Annotated in this window: 14 protein-coding genes and 3 pseudogenes; 10 read left to right on the top strand and 7 right to left on the bottom strand. The window is 69.1% G+C overall.

Translation table 11 applies throughout. The features are described 5' to 3' along the window. The first annotated feature begins 268 nt into the window (after positions 1–268). Together ACQPXG_RS35645 and ACQPXG_RS35640 are read left to right on the top strand one after the other, a co-directional pair. The gene (locus ACQPXG_RS35645; protein ID WP_433463533.1) at positions 269–631 is read left to right on the top strand and encodes a hypothetical protein; all 363 of its coding nucleotides are present in this window, start codon (positions 269–271) and stop codon (positions 629–631) included. A 31-nt stretch (positions 632–662) separates the two neighbouring features. After that, complete coding sequence (locus ACQPXG_RS35640) at positions 663–1,331, top strand: hypothetical protein (protein ID WP_433463532.1); 669 nt, start codon at positions 663–665, stop codon at positions 1,329–1,331. Between the two features lie 487 nt (positions 1,332–1,818). Here the strand turns inward: ACQPXG_RS35640 and ACQPXG_RS35635 are convergent. Next, positions 1,819–1,974, bottom strand: a pseudogene (locus ACQPXG_RS35635) (IS30 family transposase); the annotation flags it as partial. A gap of 164 nt (positions 1,975–2,138) precedes the next feature. Further along, the gene (locus tag ACQPXG_RS35630; protein WP_433463531.1) at positions 2,139–2,279 is read right to left on the bottom strand and encodes a hypothetical protein; all 141 of its coding nucleotides are present in this window, start codon (positions 2,277–2,279) and stop codon (positions 2,139–2,141) included. A gap of 401 nt (positions 2,280–2,680) precedes the next feature. Here ACQPXG_RS35630 and ACQPXG_RS35625 point away from each other — a divergent pair, with 401 nt between their 5' ends. The 3 genes from ACQPXG_RS35625 to ACQPXG_RS35615 all read left to right on the top strand — a co-directional run bounded on the left by ACQPXG_RS35625 (position 2,681) and on the right by ACQPXG_RS35615 (position 4,823). Beyond that, positions 2,681–3,058: an ACT domain-containing protein gene (locus ACQPXG_RS35625; protein ID WP_433463530.1), complete on the top strand. Its 378-nt coding sequence runs from the start codon at positions 2,681–2,683 to the stop codon at positions 3,056–3,058. Positions 3,059–3,080: 22 nt separating this feature from the next. Further along, positions 3,081–3,902, top strand: coding sequence for an alpha/beta fold hydrolase (locus tag ACQPXG_RS35620; RefSeq protein ID WP_433463529.1), 822 nt, complete (start codon positions 3,081–3,083; stop codon positions 3,900–3,902). Positions 3,903–4,151: 249 nt separating this feature from the next. After that, positions 4,152–4,823: a carbonic anhydrase gene (locus ACQPXG_RS35615; RefSeq protein WP_433463528.1), complete on the top strand. Its 672-nt coding sequence runs from the start codon at positions 4,152–4,154 to the stop codon at positions 4,821–4,823. A gap of 100 nt (positions 4,824–4,923) precedes the next feature. On the opposite strand, the gene ACQPXG_RS35610 is transcribed toward ACQPXG_RS35615, so the two are convergent. Next, entirely contained in the window at positions 4,924–5,637 is a 714-nt protein-coding gene (locus tag ACQPXG_RS35610) for an L-threonylcarbamoyladenylate synthase (RefSeq protein WP_433470107.1), read from the bottom strand. Between the two features lie 119 nt (positions 5,638–5,756). Between ACQPXG_RS35610 and ACQPXG_RS35605 the strand changes: the two genes are divergently transcribed. Continuing rightward, positions 5,757–6,011: a hypothetical protein gene (locus ACQPXG_RS35605; RefSeq protein WP_433463527.1), complete on the top strand. Its 255-nt coding sequence runs from the start codon at positions 5,757–5,759 to the stop codon at positions 6,009–6,011. A 153-nt stretch (positions 6,012–6,164) separates the two neighbouring features. Here the strand turns inward: ACQPXG_RS35605 and ACQPXG_RS35600 are convergent. Together ACQPXG_RS35600 and ACQPXG_RS35595 are read right to left on the bottom strand one after the other, a co-directional pair. Then, positions 6,165–7,741, bottom strand: a pseudogene (locus ACQPXG_RS35600) (serine/threonine-protein kinase). 240 nt (positions 7,742–7,981) lie between these two features. Then, positions 7,982–8,464, bottom strand: a complete 483-nt coding sequence (locus ACQPXG_RS35595; protein WP_433463526.1) for a hypothetical protein — start codon at positions 8,462–8,464, stop codon at positions 7,982–7,984. Between the two features lie 313 nt (positions 8,465–8,777). On the opposite strand from ACQPXG_RS35595, the gene ACQPXG_RS35590 reads away from it, so the two are divergent. After that, complete coding sequence (locus tag ACQPXG_RS35590) at positions 8,778–9,500, top strand: hypothetical protein (protein WP_433463525.1); 723 nt, start codon at positions 8,778–8,780, stop codon at positions 9,498–9,500. 551 nt (positions 9,501–10,051) lie between these two features. On the opposite strand, the gene ACQPXG_RS35585 is transcribed toward ACQPXG_RS35590, so the two are convergent. Continuing rightward, positions 10,052–10,198: a hypothetical protein gene (locus ACQPXG_RS35585; protein WP_433463524.1), complete on the bottom strand. Its 147-nt coding sequence runs from the start codon at positions 10,196–10,198 to the stop codon at positions 10,052–10,054. 297 nt (positions 10,199–10,495) lie between these two features. Here ACQPXG_RS35585 and ACQPXG_RS35580 point away from each other — a divergent pair. Further along, positions 10,496–11,175 (top strand): annotated as a pseudogene (locus tag ACQPXG_RS35580) (transposase); the annotation flags it as partial. An 87-nt stretch (positions 11,176–11,262) separates the two neighbouring features. Here ACQPXG_RS35580 and ACQPXG_RS35575 read toward each other — a convergent pair. After that, entirely contained in the window at positions 11,263–12,186 is a 924-nt protein-coding gene (locus ACQPXG_RS35575; protein ID WP_433463523.1) for an alpha/beta hydrolase, read from the bottom strand. A 430-nt stretch (positions 12,187–12,616) separates the two neighbouring features. Here ACQPXG_RS35575 and ACQPXG_RS35570 point away from each other — a divergent pair, with 430 nt between their 5' ends. Both ACQPXG_RS35570 and ACQPXG_RS35565 read left to right on the top strand, forming a co-directional pair. Further along, positions 12,617–15,007, top strand: coding sequence for an ATP-binding protein (locus ACQPXG_RS35570; protein ID WP_433463522.1), 2,391 nt, complete (start codon positions 12,617–12,619; stop codon positions 15,005–15,007). A gap of 147 nt (positions 15,008–15,154) precedes the next feature. After that, positions 15,155–16,648, top strand: coding sequence for an aldehyde dehydrogenase family protein (locus tag ACQPXG_RS35565; RefSeq protein WP_433463521.1), 1,494 nt, complete (start codon positions 15,155–15,157; stop codon positions 16,646–16,648). Positions 16,649–16,689 lie beyond the last annotated feature (41 nt).

Below are 16,689 nucleotides of genomic sequence, written 5' to 3'. Positions count from 1 at the left end.
ACCAGCGATTTTTGCGGCGGGTCGCGATCTGTGACGTTCCCGAGCCGGAAGAGCGTCAAAACCTGGCCATGAGCGGTGACCTGCGGCTTCGTAGGCGAGCGCGTCCTGGTAGCGCCAGGGTCGTGACTGTGTCGAGGCGTGCGGCGGAAGCCGGTAGCCGGGGCCGTCGAGCGCGATGACTTCGCGGCGCGTTCTGCCCGGACCGGCTGCCGTGACCACAGACAGTGATCTTTGGTCAACACGGCCGTGACCCCGCAGAATAGGTTTGGTGGTGATCTTCGTCTGCGTCCGCTGCTCTCAGCGGCTCACTGGAGGCCTCGTCGAGGTGCCCCTTCCGCCGCCGGTCAACGAGGAACTCCGCGGCCCGCGCGAGTTCCTGCCGACTCGAATGCCGCAAGGGACTTTCGCGATCGCCCCGGAGATCGGCGGATTCGTCCTCTGCCCGGACGACCTCACCGGGGTTGATCTGCACCCTGACTCACGGCGTCGCAACGGCTGCTGCGGCCTCGACGGGCTGGACGGCCCCAACCTGATCTGCGCCGGGTGTGGTGCCGAGGTCGCGACGAAACAGTCGGACTGCTGGTCACAGCAACAGGTCACCCTGCTGCCGGCTGCGGTCCGCCGTCGTTGAGTTGATCGGGTGTGGGATTACAGTGCGATCCGTGGGATTCATGCGGGACCATCGCGACGGCGTCCGGGCCGTCCGTGAGTTCGCGGAGGCGCGTGGCTGGACCTTGATCACCTCGGCGGAAGAGCACCGAGCCCTCCTGGAACGGCTGCACGGTGAACCGTTCCACCCCCAACTCCCCGAACCGACGCCGTACTACGTGCCCGGCCGGCGACGGCACCGGCTGTTCCACGTCATGCGCGGTGCCCACCGCGCAGGATCGGCGGTGGTGTTCCTTTACACGGCCGAGCAGGAAATCCTCGACGACGGTTTCGGCCGGCGCGGCCGGGAGAGTTCGAGCTACTGGATCGCCGCGCTGGTGGACCTGCCGGCACGCGTCCCCCGCCTGCAGCTCACGCCCCGTACCGCCATGCTGCCGCCACGGCCGGGGATCACCACGGCGGACCCGCGCATCGACGAGCGCTTCCACGTCCACACCACCGATCCCGCATGGGCGTCCCGGGCGGTGAGCGCACTGGCCCCGATGCTGCTCCAGGGCACCGGCCGGGCGTGGCGTGCCTCCGGGACGTCCATCGTGACCTGGGAATGGATCAGGGCCCGGCCGCCGGGCATCCCACTCGACCGCGTCGACGCGACACTCGACGAGCTGGCCGGCATCGCCGACGGGATCTCACGACCACCGGACAGATCCGGACCCCGCTGATCAGCTCAGCAGGGAACTATTGACAGGACCTTGAACCACAAAAGGTGGATGAAGCCGGACAGCCCCCCAGTCGGCGGGTGCTCTTCCGGCGCCGGAGTAAGCTCCCAGAAGATCCAGGCGGTTATCACGAGCGTGAGGGTGATCAGCCCGGCCCATACCGTCTTTCTGGGGTTGCGCGATGGCGGCTTGGGGCGCCGAGTCGGTCTGCGGTGCGCCGCACAACCAGTCCTTCCCGTTGTTCGAGCACTTCGATATCCCGTTGCGGGCACCGGAAGTGGGCGGGGCGATCGACCCCGCCAACGAAACTCACGACATGATCTCGGGCGTGTTCGGAGGACCGTCCGAAGGCGAACGCAACCGGATCAAGCTCCGCGTCCGCGCTGCAGTGGGTGCCATCACAGCGACCGGTCACGTCCAGCGGAGTGTTGTATGAGTTGATCTCCGTGTGATCCTGTTTCTGCAGGTTAAGCGGTGAGTTCCCGCGGTCGATCTCGGGGTCGCCGGGCTGCTTGGTGATCGGTGCGTAGACGCGCTCGCGCCCGGTTCGGTCGACCTCCTTGCGTCCGTACCTCCATCGAGTGCTGGTCCTGCGGTTGATCCCGACCTCACGGCACGCGGCCGAGTTGCTCATCCCCTGCGCCATCAGGCAAAGGTATTGATCTCGCTTGTCCGCCAGCGGTGCGGGTCCACGCTTCTTAGCTGCGCGACGCGTCTTGGTCATGGCAACACCCCCACGGGGTCAGGTGTTGCGACCACCTTTAGGACCCAAGGAAGACTCCCGCCGAAGCCTTCAGCGAGCATCTATGCTCACTGAAAGGCAGTGTTGCGACGACTCCTTGAACCTAAGCGGTCGGTGTCGGTCACCGTGAAATCGCGCCGCAGCCGCGCGGACAGGGTCATCCCGTCGGTGAGCGGATCGTCCCCGATCGTGCTGTCATCGCTCGGCATGCCGACACGGTATCGAGCACACAGACGCCGCCAGGGATGGCCGTGGGGCATGACGTCTTGCCGATCCGCGCGATCTACCGGTGGGACGGGGGCGGAGTCTACGATGAGGCGCAGGCACGAGTAGGCCTACATGCTCGCGCCTCGCGGGTGCCACGAACTGTTAATCGTGCGAATGACGACCATGCCGATGGCGTCCTTGTGTTGCCGCATTACCGGTTCCGGAAGGGGAGTCCCGTATGGCTGCAACGGAACCTCACGGAGATTGCCGAGAGTGTGAGCTGCTTCCAGCGTAGAGGGTGCCCCACACAATTGGAGAACTGTGAATGGCTCATGACGGAGGGGACCAAGGTAGTCACGCGGATTCTGGTGCTGTATCAGCGGGTACGCCGCCTGCGCGGGGCATGAACTCGATGCCGTCCGCTCGGGCTCAGAACCTGCGCGTGCTCGAGGGCCGCTTCGTTCTGGAGCGGGTGTCCGATGCACGTACGGCCGCCTCCAAGCCTGGCCTGCTCGCACTCGTGCTCGGTCCCGACGGTGGCGCGGCGATGCGGCGCGACGACACGGCCGACGACGGCTGGGCGGCGCTGTGGAACGGCGATGACGCGCATGACCCGGAAGCGACGGGGATGCTCAGCGCCATCGTGGCGCCGCTCGCCGCCGGCGAGCTCCCGGTCTGGACCGCCGCGAGCTACGACGGAGACCTCGTGCTCGTCCCGGCCGACCGGCTTGAGAAAGCCGTCGGCGTACTTCGCCGGGCCGGCCACCAGGTGGCCGTATGACTGAGTTAAGACAGGAGTGGCGTTGAAGCCTTCGCGCAGTGGTCACGTGCCGATCAACGGTCTGAGCCTCTATCACGAGGTGTATGGAGAGCTCGGCACGTCGGAAACGGCTCCTTTGCTGCTCATCCCTGGCGCGCACATGGCCACCGACTCCATGGGGCAATGGGTGTCGGCCTTCGCGGGCACGCGCACAGTGATCGTCTTCGATCAGCAGGGGCACGGCCGCACGCCGGACACCTCGCGTGAGCTGTCTTATCCGCATTTCGCCGACGACGCCGCGGCGTTGTTGCGTGCGTTGCAGGTCGAGCGCGCGGACGTGATGGGCTACTCGCAAGGCGGCGGGGTCGCGCTGCAGCTCGCGGTCCGGCACCCGGCATTGGTCAACAAGCTGGTCACGCTGTCGGCCGCCTACCGCAGGGACGGCTGGTATCCGTGGGTGGTGGACGGCATCGAGGATTCGGGCACCACATGGTGGGCCGGTACGTCCGTCGAGAAGGCGTTCTTGGCGCACACGCCGGACACCGCGGCGTTGCAGGCCTACCTCGAAAAGATGAGGGTCTTCGGCCGCAATGACCAGTACATCAGTGACGCGGAAATGCGATCGATCTCTGCCAAGACGATGGTCATTGGCGGTGATGCGGATGACGTGAAGCCGGAGCATACGCTGGCTATGTTCAAACTACGCAACGGCGATGCGAGCGCGTCAATGTCAGGGGTTCCGGCCGCGCGCTTGGTGATTCTGCCGACGACGCACGTTGGCATTTTCTGGCAGTCAGCGGTACTGGCACCAATGGTGAGCGCCTTCCTCGATGATGTGACACCGACGACGCCCGATCTTTTTTGAGCTGACCTGTGCTCTCGTCGTTCGACGACCCGGTCGGGGCCAGTCGGGTGCGCCTTGGCGATCGCAGCGATCTTGTTCTTGACGCTGCCGCCCGTTCCTGGCTGGCCACCGCGCATCCCTAAGCCGTGCACCTCTCTCGCTGGTCGTAGTCGCCAGGCTGCTCTGCCGGACGCTCCTATGGACGTCCGTCCGGTCATGGACCGCGGTGCCGGGGCGAAGACGCCCGGGGGCGGACCGTAGGCTTCGGATATGACCGAAATCCAGGCCGCTACCCCTCATGAGGCCTTCGCGTTGCTGCTGGCCGGCAATCAGCGGTTCGTCGCGGAGGCTCCGGAGCACCCGAACCAGGACGCCGTGCGGCGCGCCGCGGTCGCTCCGTCCCAGCGTCCGTTCGCCGTGCTGTTCGGCTGCTCGGACTCCCGTCTGGCCGCCGAGATCATCTTCGATCGCGGTCTGGGGGACCTGTTCGTGGTGCGCACCGCCGGCCACGTGATGGGGCCGGAGGTGATCGGCAGCATTGAGTTCGGCGTTGACGTGCTGGGGTGTCCCCTGGTCGTGGTCCTGGGCCATGAGGCGTGCGGGGCGGTCGGCGCCGCATGCGCCGCACTGGAGGACGGGATGGCCCCGGCCGGGTATGTGCGGGACGTCGTGGAGCGGGTGACGCCCAGCGTGCTGGCCGCACGGGCCGCCGGATACGTGAAGGCCGAGGAGATCCTGGACGAGCACATCCGGCACACCGTCGACCTGCTGCTGGATCGCTCCCGCCTTCTGGCCGAGCAGGTCGCCGCCGGGCGGGCCGCCGTCGTGGGCTTGTGCTACGGCCTGGCCGACGGCACCGCACGCCTCGTCGCGGCCCACGGCCTGGAGGTCCACGGCCTGGAGGTCCACGGCCTGGACGTGCCCGTCGCCTCGGCGCCGTAAGGGCCGGGCAGGGTCTTTGAGACCGGGCACGACCTCGCGCACCTGGGGCGGCTCGTCCTATGGGCACTCGGCTTGAACGGTCGAACGGCGTCGGTTCTCCTCACGCGAGGGGCCGGGGCCCCGCGGCGCGGCGGAGCCGGTTGGCGATCGCCAGTCCCAGTCCCTCCTCGGCCGGCAGGGAGGCGACGATGAGGTCGCACCCTTGCTGGTCGAGGTGGCGCAGGAACCCGTACAGTCCGCGCCCGTAGGCGGCCGTCGAGCTGGGGACCGCCACCACGGCGTGCGCCTTGACCGCGTGCTCGGCGAAGGCGGGTGGAACAAGGACACCCACCTGGTGGCCCTGTTCCTGCGCGTGTTCGGCTTCGGCGACCACCTTCTCGGGCTCGACGAGGACGACCCGCGCACGCGGCGCGTAGTGGGATGGATGCTGACCCGGAACCCGGACACGGCTCGTCGCAGGGACGCCAACCGGGCGCCCCAGCACCGTTTCGAGGTCCTCACGCGTCACCCCGCCAGGCCGAAGGATGCTCGGGGCCTGTCCCGTGGCGTCAAGGATGGTCGACTCGACGCCGACCGCGCAGGGCCCGCCGTCCAGCACGAAGTCGACGGCATCACCGAACTCGGCGCGGACGTGATTCGCCGTGGTGGGGCTGACCGAGCCGAAGCGGTTGGCCGACGGGGCCGTGAAGCCGCCGCCGAAGGCCGACAGCAGCGCGAGCGTGACGGGATGGCCGGGCACGCGCACAGCCACCGTCTCCAAACCACCCGTCGCTTCCAAGGGCACCCGGCGACCGCGTCGCAGCACCAGCGTCATTGGCCCCGGCCAGAAGCGCTCGGCCAGCAGGCGAGCCGTCGCGGGCACGTCCTGGACCCTCCTCCAGGTGCCCCGCGCCGCCGTGCATGATCAGCGGGTGGGAGGACGGGCGCCCCTTCGTGGATGTCACGGCGGTCGAGCCCATCAGTCGACCCCAGGTCAGCGAGAGCAAGGTGATCCCCACGTTCCTCACGCTCTGCCGCCTGACGGGCAACAGCAAGTGGCAGATCGAGTGCAAGGCGCGGAATCTGGCGCGTCAGTGCATCGGCCCGGACGCGCGCATCCAGGTTGAGTTCAACCGCGGCCTGAGCAACGTCCCGCTGGCTCATCTGAACACCACTGCGACCTGGATGACAACCTGCCCGTCGGTTTGAACACCACCGGCCGCCTCCTCGTCACCTTCGTGAGGATCACGGCGATCGGCTGACCGGAGACCGCTCAGGCGGTCCTACCATGTTCCCGAAGACTCGGGAACGGGCCACATCTGTTTCGCCTATTCCTTTCCAGCGTGAGATATCACCGCTCCCTTAAATGGATGGTGTTGCCGCTGGGTCTCGCCTGCGGTGCGGGCGCCGCGACAGTTCCCACGGTGCGGCGATGATCGCTCCCAGCAGGGCGCTGAAGACGAGGTGGACGATGTACACCAGCATCACGCCGCCGGAAGTGCCGGCCTTCTGCAAGTCAGAGTGCCAGGCGCTCAAGTCGACGACGTTCCACACCACGTACGCCATTGTGACAACGCCGCCGGTGACGAGTTCGAATCGATCACGTCGGATGGCCGCCGCGACAACGTTGCTCACCGTCCAACCGCATGCAAGGGCGTAGGGCAGGGGTGGGAACACGATGTCCAGCATGCCGTAGGAGATGAAGGCCGCCCCGCGTCCGCCGGTGTGCTGATAGACCTCCCAATAGCCCAGGTTCGCCAGGACCAGGATCAGTCCGGGGAGGAGCCAGAGGCTCAGCCGCCGCCGAGCCGCCAGGAACGCCGTAACGAGAACGGTGGCATAGGTGACCACATCGATCCCGCCCGCTCTCACCGACATGATGGCCGGGTCGAAAACGGCGGCCACCACGCGCAGAAGCGCCCCAGTGATCACGGTGGCCATGAGCCCGCGAGCAACCGGGCGGAGCCGGGATGGAGCGGGCTCCAGGGAGGATCCGCCCGGCTCGACGGCGGTCGGGAACGCATCGCCCTCGTTCCGCGGCGGCCCCGGCGGGACGGTGCCGGCCGCCGTCCCGGCGTCGTCGCCCAGCCCGGCGGCGTCGTCCAGTGCGGGCCGGCCGCTGCCCAGCAGAGTGCTCAAGACCTGGCGCGCGGTCGGCCGGATCCGCGGGTCCTTGGCCAGGCACGCGGCCAGCGTCTCCCGCAGCGGCGAGGCGATCGGACCCAGTTCCGGCTCACCGTGCAGGACCCGGTGGAACACGGCCGACACGCTGTCGGCGCCGAACGGAGGCCTCCCGGTGGCCGCGTACACGATGGTGCAGGCCCAGGCGAAGACGTCGGCCGCGTAGCCGACCGGTTCTCCGCTGATCTGTTCGGGGGCCATGTAGCGGGCGTTCCGACGCTGCGGCTGACGGTCCCGCTCGTCGCCTCCAGACTGCGGGCGATACCGAAGTCGATGACGCGCGGTCCATCCGGCCCCAGCAGCACGTTGCCGGGCTTGAAGTCGCGGTGCACGACCTGAGCCTGGTGGATCGCGACCAGCGCGGTGGCGGTGCCGATCGCGAGCCGGTCCAGGTCCGTGTCCGTCCGGGGGCCCTGCTCGCGAACCACGCGCTGCAGCGACGGCCCGGAAACATACTCGCTGACGATGTACGGGACATCGCCCTCGACGTCGGCGGCGAGGATGCGCGCCGTGCAGAATCCCGCCACCTTGCGTGCCGAGGCGAGCTCCCGTTCGAAGTACCGGCGGGCCTGGTCGTCGTGCCCGAAGCCGGCGTGCAGGAGCTTGACCGCGACCGGGAGGCCGGACTCCGATTCGCCGAGGTAGACCACGCCCTGCCCGCCGCGCCCCAGGCGGGCGGCGAGGCGATACCCGCCGACCTGAACCGGGTCGTTCGGCAGCAGTGACTCTCCCGCCGGCGTGGGAGGCTGCGCACCCATGCTGAAGATCCCGATCGTCCAAGGGTGATCACGTCGGCGCCATGATGTCACGTTCGCCGGGCGATATACGTTGACCGGTACGCGATTCCAGCAGAAATCAAATCCATGCGGCGGGTAGGAGGGTGGGTTTGAGTTAGGCCCGCTGGCGGGAGTCTCCGGGGACCTTGCGCAGTCAGAGTGACCAGTCAAACCTTGTGGGGTCAGTGTTGATCCGGATTCGCATGGTGACAACAAGGCCGGTCAGGATTGCAACTCGGGCCAGCCGAGGTCTTGGAGCATGTGGCGCCACCCCTTGTTACCGCCGCTGTATCGTTTCCCGCCCAAGAACAGCGCCGGGACGCCGTCGTCCACCACCAGAAGCCGGGCCCACGCGCCCTCGTGAACGCTCCGGCGCCGCCACCCCCCGAGTATCCGCTGCGCCATACCCGTGCGCCCGGTGGAACATCGCATGAGGTGCAGGCTGTATCCGAGAGTGGTCTCGCCGGACTCAACACCCCAGTCTCCGGCGAAGTGCTGCTGGTTGAACCGGTAGAGAAGGCCCTCCTCGCCTGGCCAGGGCCGCAGCTCTTCCGCGGGCCCGTCCAACTCGTGCTCAATGACCACGAAGTACCTCTCAACACGTGCCGCGCGTCGCTGCTTGCTGTTGAGTTCCGCAATGGCCAAAGCCAGGTGTGGCGCAGCTGCGGACAAAACCTCCAGCGTCAGGCTGCGCTCGCGCGACATGCTGCTCCTCCACAGGCCCAGCGGTTATCGTCAACGCGACTGTAGAGCGAGCCGTCCGAGGTCGTCGACAAGCCAGTCGAAGATCCGCTTGGCGGGGTGGCGCTGCTTGTGGAGTGCGTCCAGATCGGCGCAGACGGATACGGACAGTCGTATACAGGGCAGTTCACGGCCGTCGGCCGCGACGCCGGTCTCCACTCGGCTGTGATGACCGAGAGACAGGGGTCGTCGAGGGCGCACTGCGGGCGTCGCGCGGTGGCCGAGCGCACTGAGTGAGCCGGGAGAGGTCCCGGGCCACCGGTATAGCGTGCCGTACATGGCATGGTTCGGTAGGAAGGGCTTTGCGGGCGTCACCGGTCCTGACCTCATGGCGCGGATGCCGCCGGTCACCGAGCCCAGCAAGACAGAGCAGTTTGCGGAGCATGCACGCCGGCAACACCGGGCGGACGAGCCCTGGACCCACATTCAGAACTTTTCCTACACAAAGCTGCTGTGGGACAGGGATGACGCGCCGCTCTATGTTGGGGTGAGTGGCAGATCGGCGATCCTGCTGCGCCTGTCCGGTCAGATGCGCGCGAGCCTCGACGGGCTCGGCGAGCTCATCCGGCGCAAGGGCGCCCAGTTGTTCCTGCAGGGCCACCGTCTCGGGCAGTACGCAATGGTGCGGGTGGTTCTTGAGCTGCCGGAGCACGACCTGATCTTCGAGACGCCGCTGACGCTGGCGCACGGCGATGTGCAGGAGTTCCTTTCGGCCGGGTGCCAGAACGAGGCAGTGGAGTTGCACGTGGCTCACACCAACGATGCGCGGCCGCTGCGGCTGGCCTGCCAGGCTGCCGGAATTCGCCCCGTCGTGGATGCCGCACTGGACGTTGTGTGCGGCCTCGACCATCCGACAACACCGGCCGAACAGGCCGCACCTGCTGCCGAACTGGAAGCCAGGTTCCCCAGAATCAGCGATGGGCTCAGTGGCCGGACTCGGATACGGCTGACCGTCACCGGGGCGGCGGACGAGGTCGTGAGGGTGGAGACGCGCAACTGACGTGAATAGGAGTGGCGCGAGCCGCTGCGCCCCCTGGGCTCGGCTGCGGACGTGCGCGAATAGCACCGGCAAGGATCCGCGACACCGCACCATCGACCGGCCCACCATCGACCGTCTCATTGAACACGTCGCTGTCTTCGTCGAACCGCCGCATCATCACTGCCGCGCCTCGGCCCGGCTTTGAGCCCGACCATGCCCGCCAGCGCCGCCGGGGCCGACTCGATTCATCGACCGGCACCACGCCTGACCGGAGCCGACCGGACAAACCTCCACACCCCGTCGGGGGAGGCGGCGCCGAACCGCTCACGAAACACCGGGTGAGGCCGTCTTGGGTCCCGCTGATGCTCTCGGGGTTCGGTGACCTCGGCCAGGCCGCTGTCGGCGGTAACTCGCCCGAGTCCTCCACAACTTCCTGACCTGGGCTCCCGACCCGCCTCACGATCTGCGCACCCTGGTCCGCTCCGCCGCCCGCCTATGCCGCTACCTACGCGAAGAGGTCCTGGAAGTGCTAGCCGACCCGGGTGTGCACGTTCTGCCGTGGATCGGGAGTATCAAGATTGTTGGCGGATGCGGTTCCGGACGGTCTGCGGGTGGGTGTGCAGGCGGGCGGCGGTGCTGTGTCTCATCAGGGCGGCGTTCTGCTCCTGCATGACCGCCAGCAGCAGAACCCGCTTGGACGGGAAATGGTCGTACATCACCGCCCGCGCACTTTTCGAAGGTGGTCGGGGGTTCGGCAGACGCTCTGTGGCGTGGGCTGTCTGTGCGATAAGGGTGCTGAGGAAGCTCTCTGGTCTCGGCGGATTCTACGAACGTCCTCAGCAAGTGACACAGTTACTTCATGCCAGTGAAAATGCAGAGGATGGGCAGGCGACCAGTGCGGAATGCGGATGATGCCTATGGTGCCCGCGCCAGTAGTTGCTGGTCTGTGTGACAAGTTTCCGGCGCCGTTCTGAAGGCTGTCCGTAACGCCGAGCATCAAGATTGTTGATCTCGATGTGGAGCAGGTGATCCGGGCCGATCGGGACGAGTGGGTGCCGGTGTTCACCGGCCTGTCAGTGCGGCAGTTCCGCCGTCTGGTGCGGATCGTTGCAGGTAGGGGTGGTGAGCAGACCGGCACCGGGCGGCGGTGGAGCCTGCCGCTGGTCGACCGGGTTCTGCTGATCGCGGTGTACTACCGCATCAACCTCACCTCCGGCAGGTCGCGCTGCTGTTCGGGGTATCCAAGTCCGCCGCGCACCGGGTGGTCGAGCACCCCGCGCCGCCGCTCGCACTTGCACCGGTCACCCGCCGGCACAGCCCCGACACCGTGCTGATCGTGGACGGCACGCTGGTGCCCGTCCACGACCGGACGATCACCGCCTCGTCCAAGAACTACCGGTACTCGGTGAACATGCAGGTCGTCATCGACGCCAACGCCCGGCCGGTCGTCGCGTTCGGATGCCCGGTGCCGGGCAACCACAACGACTGCACGGCGTTTCGCGACTCGGGTGCTGACCGGTCCTGCCACGGCGCCGGCGTGATGGCCGACGGCGGCTACCACGGAAACCAGCAGGTCATGATGCCCTACCGGCGGCCCCGCGACGGCAGCGAGCCGCCCGCCTGGCAGCACGAGCTCGACACCGTCCATAAGCGTGTCCGGGCCCGCGTCGAGCACGCCTTCCTCGCCAGGTTGCGCATGAGGGCGATGCCGCGGGTGGCGGCCGGATCCCGGTGAGCTTCATGCGGGACGTGGGGGGATGCGGCCGTTGGTGCGATTTCGGCCTCAGGTGCCGGGTCGTGCCCAGGCGCTGCGGAGTGCGGAGGCGGTGCGTTGCAGGGCGTCCTTGGCAGCCGGGATGGCGGCCGGCATAACGAAGAATGCGTGGATCTGGTCGGCGTAGCGCACGTGCTCGACCGTGACTCCGGCTTCCCGCAGCCGGTTGGCGTAGGCTTCGCCCTCGTCGCGCAGCGGGTCGTTCCCGGCCGTGATCACTAGCGCTGGGGGCGCGGCCGCCAGCGTGGCGGCGTCGGTGTACAGGGGCGACACGCGCGGGTCGCGTGGATCGGCGCCGCTGCGGAGGTAGTGGCCGGTGAACCAGTCGATCGCCGCCTTGGTCAGCAGCAGGCCCTCACCGTTCTCCTGGATCGACGGGTGTGAGCCGGTCAGGTCGGTGGCCGGATACACCAGGACTTGCAGGGCGAAGATTTCTGGCAGTTGGGCGGCGAGGACGGCGCTGAGGGTGCCGCCGGCCGAGTCCCCGCCGACGGCCATCTTCGAAGGATCGCCGCTCAGGGAGTCGATGTTGGCCGACACCCACTTGGCGGTGGTGATGACGTCTTCGACGGCGGCCGGGAAGGGATGTTCGGGTGCCAGCCGGTAGTCGACGTTGACCACCAGGCAGCCGGCGCGTTGGCACAGCTCACGGGCGGTGGTGTCGGATGCGGCGGCGCTGCCTAGCACCCATCCGCCGCCGTGGATCCAGATCAGGACAGGGTGGGGGCCGTCGCCGTCCGGCCAGTACAGGCTGACCGGGACTCCGTCGGCCGACGCGTCCTCGGTCCGGGCCACCTGCGGCGGTTCGCCGGCCAGGTCGGACAATTGGGCGTAGGCCTCGCGGGCATCAGGCACGGGCAGTTCGTTGAGCGGAGGCACACCCGGTGCCTGGATCATGTCCAGCACGGCCCGGGCTGCAGGGTCGAGGCCCATCGTCTTCTCCTGTCCTGGCAGGTAGGCCCGCTAATCGAGCCAGTGAGGCAACGTAGCGTCGCCCCCTTGTGCGTGTAAGGGTGGATCAACCCGTTCTCATGCCTGTCTTGTGTCTGGGCCGTCAGGGTGACCGAGTGCCGCGTCCCGTGCGCCTCGACCGTGGACTCGCGCCGGCTTGGCCGCCACCGCAGGGCCGGGGCCGCGCGGCCCCAATGAACGCGACCACGCTCTGGTTCGCAGAGACGCGTGATGACCACGGCCCTGTCAACCGGTCGGCGTCCCGCCCAACTCCGTCATGGTCGCGAGGACGTGGAAGCCTCTGGGCGTCACCGATTCCGGCCGAGGGCGCCGACGGCACCGACCATCGCGTCAGCCGTGAGCCGTGAGCCGTGAGCCGTGTGTCGCGGTGACGTCATATGATGTGGGTCTCATGTCCGGAACGGCGTCTGCGACTCGGCACGCGGGCAATCTGCGGGTCGCCGTCACCAGCTTCGTGGGCCGGCGGCGCGAGATCAGCGAGGTGCGCCGGCTCGTGTCGGTGTCGCGGCTGGTGACGCTGACGGGTGTGGGCGGAGTGGGGAAGACCCGGCTGGCGCTGGAGGTCGCGGCGCGTTCGCGCGGTGCTTTCCCCGACGGGGTCTGGGTGGTGGACCTGGCCACCGTCGAGGACGGGGCCGAGGTGGCACAGGCCGTGGCCGACACGATCGGGATCGCGGACCAGTCGGCCCGGCCGCCCGCAGACAAGATCGCGGGGCACCTCCTGCACCGGCAGGTCTTGATCGTCCTGGACAACTGTGAACATCTGCTGGACGAGTGCGCCGCGCTTGCCGACCTGGTGCTGCGGGCCGCTCCGGACGTGCGGGTGCTGGCCACCAGTCGGCGGGCGCTGGCCACGGCCGACGAGCACTTGTTCACCGTGCCGCCGCTATCGGTGCCCGATCCAGAGCGTTTGCCGGATGCCGCGGTACTGGGCCGGTACGACGCCGTGGGCCTGCTGGTCGAGCGGGCTTCGGCCGTCCTTCCGGGATTCACTGTCACCGCGGCCAACCATCGCGATGTTGCTCGGCTGTGCGCCCGCTTGGACGGGATCCCGCTGGCGATCGAGCTGGCGGCGAGGCGGTTGCGGTCGTTGTCGGTGGGGGAGTTGGCCGGTCGGTTGGAGGACCGGTTCGCGCTGCTCACCGGCGGTGACCGGGTGGCGCTGCCGCGGCAGCAGACCCTGCGGGCCCTCATCGACTGGAGCCACGGGTTGTGCTCGGAGCGGGAGCGGCTGCTGTGGGCGCGGCTGTCAGTGTTCTCCGGCGGGTTCGACCTGCCCGCCGCGGAGGGTGTGTGCGCCGGTGACGGGCTCGCCGCAGGGGAGATCGTGGATCTGCTCGGCCGCCTGGTCGATCAGTCGATCGTGCTCGGCGAGGACCGTGACGGCGGGATGCGGTACCGGCTGCTGGAGACGGTCCGGCAGTACGGCCGGGAGAGACTGGCCGGTTCCGGTGCCGAAGCGGTGCTGCGCGGCCGGCACCGCGACTTCTATCTCGCGCGCGTTCGCGGCGTGGCCGGTGCCTGGTGCGGTCCCGGCCAGGAGGCGGCGCTGGCCCGGCTGCGCGCCGATCACGGGGATCTGCGCGCCGCGTTCGAGTTCTGCGCGGCCGACCCGCAGGGGGCCGGCCCGGCGTTGGAGATGGCGGCGGTGCTGCGGCACCACTGGTATGCGGGCGGCTTCCTTCCCGAGGGGCGCCGCTGGCTGGACCGTGCCCTCGACCTGCCCGACCAGCCATCCGGGGCGCGCGCCACGGCGCTGTGGGTGGCCGCGTGGGTGTGCCTGCTCCAGGGCGGCCACCGTGTCGCCGCGGATCGGCTCACCGAGTGCGAGGCCCTGTCCGTCGACCTCGGCGACAGCACCTGCCTGGCGTATGCGACGAGCCTGCGCGGCACGGCGGCGCTGTTCGAAGGCGATCCCCAGGCGGCCGTCGAGCACTTCGCGGAGGCCATAGCCGAACTCCAGGAGACGGGCGACGTGCACGGCGCCCTCATGGCGATGTTCCAGATGGCGATCTCGCTGGCCCACCTGGGCGACACCGATCGCGCGGCCGCGGTCTGCGAGCGGGCTCTGGCGATCAGCGCGGAGCGGGGCGAGCGGTTGGTCCGCTCCTACATCCTGTGGGTGCTGGGCTTCACCACCTGGCGCCGCGGCGACCCGGTCGGCGCGACCGCGCACACCCGGGAGGCTCTGGCGATCCAGCGCGGTTTCAACGACCATGTCGGCGCGGGGCTGATGATCGAGCTGCTGGCGTGGCTGGCGTCCGCGCGGGGGCAGGACGCTCGAGCGGCGCGCCTGCTCGGCGCCGCGCGTTGCGTCTGGGCCGGGGCGGGGACCACGATCTCGGCGATCGGGCCGCACCTCGCGGCGCATCACGACAGCTGCGAGCAGCGGACCAAGCGGGTGTTGCCCGACGTCGAGCACCACGCGGCGCGCGCGGGCCTTGAGGAGCTCACCGTCGCCGAGGCGATCACCCGTGCGCTCGATGAGCAGGCTCCCCGGACCGGCGGTGCCGCGCGGGCGGCCACAAGCTCGGCGCCGGCCGTGTCGCCGGGGCCGGACGCCGCGGACGGGTTGACGCCCCGTGAGCGTGAGGTCGCCGGGCTGGTCGCCCAGGGTATGAGCAACCGGGCGATCGCGCAGGCGCTGGTGATCTCGCCGCGCACTGTGGACGGTCATGTCGAGCACATTCTGGACAAGCTCGGCTTCACCGGACGGGCCCAGATCGCCGCCTGGGTGGCCGAGCGGCGTGCCGGTACGACAGGTACGACAGGCCACCCCTGACCGCCGCCTCTGGCCGCCGGTGAGCCACGTCCCGCGTAAGGCTGGGAACGGGTACTCGTATGGGTGGTTCTACCCGCGCCCGACGCCGCCGGCCCCTGTGACGCTGACCACAGCCCATGGCCGGTACGACGAGGAGGAGGACCCGGAATGACGGTGACAGGCGGATCGGACGGCGTCGCCGAACGGCACGGGGGCCTCGAGGTGCCGCCCGGGCGGCTGTTCATCGGCGGCCAGTGGCGGGCCGCAGCGGACGGAAGCGTCACCGAGATCCTCGACCCGGCGACGGGCGCGGTGATGACGACCGTCCCCCGGGCCGGGGTCCGGGACGCGGCCCGGGCGGTCGAGGCGGCGCGTATCGCGTTCGACGAGGGCTCCTGGTCGGGAATGAACCCGCGGGAGCGGGGACGAATCCTGCTGCGCGCAGCCGAGTTGCTGCGCGGCCGCGCCGCAGAGTTCGCGGCCTTGGAGTCCGTCAACGCCGGCAAGCCGATCACCTTCACCCGCAACATCGACGTTCCGACGCTGATCGAGACCTTCGAGTACTACGGCGCCCTGGCATCCGGCATCGAGGGCGCGGCCCGACCGACCGGCCGGCCCGCCCTGGCCTACACGCGCCGCGAGCCGGTCGGTGTGGTCGCCGCGATCACGCCGTTCAACTTTCCGCTGATCCTGTCCGCCACCAAGATCGCGCCGGCACTGGCGGCCGGGAACACCGTCGTGCACAAGCCCGCCGAGGAGACCCCGCTGAGCGCCCTGAGGCTGGCCGAGGTGCTGCGGGACGCCGGCGTCCCCGACGGTGTCCACAACGTGGTCACCGGCGACGGAACCGCCGGGGAGTCGCTGGTGCGCGACCCCCGCGTGGACAAGGTCGCCTTCACCGGCTCTACCAGCGTGGGCCGGCGGGTCGCCCAGGCCGCCTCCGAACGGCTGGCCAAGGTGACCATCGAGCTCGGCGGCAAGGGCGCCAACATCATCTTCGCCGACGCCGACATCGTCGCCGCGATCCAGACCGCGATCCAGGCGTTCGTGTTCAACACCGGCCAGTTCTGCATGAGCGGCAGCCGCCTGCTGGTCGAGCGCCCCGTCTACCGGGACGTGGTCGAGGCCCTGGCGGACGCCTGCGGGCACATCCCCGTCGGTGACCCGTTCGCCGAGGACACCGTGGTCGGACCCATGGCCGGACCCAGGCACCTGGCCAAAGTCCGCTCCTACCTCGACCGAGCCGCGAGCGACGGCAGCGTGCGCGTGCTGGGGGGCGGGAACACGCCGGCCGACTCGGGCGGCTTCTACCTCGCCCCGACCGTGCTGGACGGCGTCACCCAGTACTCCCCCTACGTCCAGGAGGAGATATTCGGCCCCGTGCTCACCGTGCAGCCGTTCGACACCGAGGAGGAAGCGGTCCGGCTCGCCAACGGCACCCCCTACGGTCTGGCGGCCGGCCTGCAGACCGGCGACATCGGCCGGGCCCACCGGGTCGCGGCGGCGCTGCGCGCCGGGATCGTGTGGGTCAACGGCTGGGCCGTGCTCGATGTCGCCATGCCCTTCGGCGGCTGCAAGCAGTCCGGCTACGGACGCGAGAACGGCCCCGAAGGGCTGGAGGAGTACCTGCAGACCAAGTCGGTGGTCGTCGCGCTGGGCTGACCCCGCGCTGACCCGACGCCGAACGAGCGACGCGAAACGAG

The organism is Spirillospora sp. CA-128828, from assembly GCF_050945415.1.
Taxonomy (GTDB): domain Bacteria; phylum Actinomycetota; class Actinomycetes; order Streptosporangiales; family Streptosporangiaceae; genus Spirillospora.
Note: the sequence above shows the minus strand (reverse complement) of the source record. Positions and strands in the feature narration are given on the sequence as shown.